The sequence below is a fragment of the Desulfofundulus sp. genome (genome assembly GCF_049701015.1).
Taxonomy (GTDB): Bacteria; Bacillota; Desulfotomaculia; order Desulfotomaculales; family Desulfovirgulaceae; genus Desulfofundulus.
The window spans coordinates 1-1259 of record NZ_JBNATZ010000400.1 but is presented as its reverse complement, the minus strand read 5'-3'; the positions used below and the strand labels follow the sequence as shown (position 1 = coordinate 1259).

The 1259-nt window shown below is 51.8% G+C and carries 2 protein-coding genes; both read left to right on the top strand.

Annotated features, from left to right (window positions below; genetic code table 11):
- Window positions 1–190: 190 nt before the first annotated feature.
- Complete coding sequence (locus ACPLUI_RS14845; RefSeq protein ID WP_424661014.1) at window positions 191–388, top strand: cold shock domain-containing protein; 198 nt, start codon at window positions 191–193, stop codon at window positions 386–388.
- A gap of 123 nt (window positions 389–511) precedes the next feature.
- Entirely contained in the window at window positions 512–1039 is a 528-nt protein-coding gene (gene hpf / locus ACPLUI_RS14840; RefSeq protein WP_424661013.1) for a ribosome hibernation-promoting factor, HPF/YfiA family, read from the top strand.
- Window positions 1040–1259 lie beyond the last annotated feature (220 nt).

The following is a 1259-nucleotide window of genomic DNA, read 5'->3' as shown; positions in this document are numbered from 1 at the left end:
TTTTATTTCTTTCAGTCTGCTGCAGGTCTGAGCCGTACCCGGTATGGGTGCTGAATAAGCCGGGATCGATTACATGGTTGCCATGGAGTCCGGCGTCCTGGCAGGCCTTGACATCAGCTCTTGAATATGTTAGTATTCACCTGCGTGAGTGTGCGAGCACCCACGGGATTTTATGCTAGGAGGAATGTTCATGCAAGGAAGAGTCAAGTGGTTCAGTACCGAGAAGGGGTACGGTTTTATTGAAAGGGAGGACGGAAAGGACGTCTTTGTTCACTTCTCGGCCATCCAGGAGGATGGGTTTAAGACCCTCAGCGAAGGTCAGCTCGTGGAGTTTGATATCGTGGAGGGTGCCCGTGGGCCTCAGGCTGCCAACGTCGTAAAGTTATAAATGTGGAACGAACCCCGGCCCGCCAGGCCGGGGTTTTTGATATTTTTGCCAGGGGACAGGCAGGAATTCCTGTTATTTTCGGGAATAATATAAATACAGGGACCAGAAAGGAGAGGGTGCCAGATGAAAGTGCAGGTACGGGGCAGAAATGTGGAAGTAACCAACGCTTTGAAGGAGTATGTGGAAAAGCGCCTGGGCAAGCTGGAGAAATATCTCGACCTGATTGAAGAGGCACAGGTAACCCTCACCGTGGAAAAGGATTCCCACCGGGTGGAAGTGACCATCCCCATCAACGGCATCATTTTGCGGGGCGAGGAAAGCACGGGCGACATGTACGCCTCCATCGACCTGGTGGTGGAAAAACTGGAAAAACAAATCGAGCGCTACAAGGGTAAGCTGTTCCGCCGCCTTGGCCGCCAGAACTTGGAAGTGAAAGCCGGGGACAATAATAAGAAGGAGGAGGAAGAAGGCCCCCGGGTTGTGCGTACCAAGCGGTTTGCCATGAAGCCCATGTCGGTTGACGAAGCAGTCATGCAGATGAACCTTCTGGGTCACAGTTTCTTTGTCTTCTCCAACGCGGACACGGAAAAAGTCAACGTGGTGTACCGGCGCAGGGATGGCAATTACGGCCTGATTGAGCCCGAGTTTTAAAGGTTTTACCCTCCAGAAATCCGCTGGCAGCCGTCTGCACTTGAAACCATCCCCGGCGGGTGCTACAATAATACCGGAGTTATTTTGGAAGAGGAACCTTTACGGGTTCCTCTTATTTACGAAGGGTGATTTTGATGTTGAAGCTACTGCGAAACTTGCTGGATGACAACGCGCGGGAAATAAAGCGTTTGCAGAGGACGGTCGATCAGATAAATGCCCT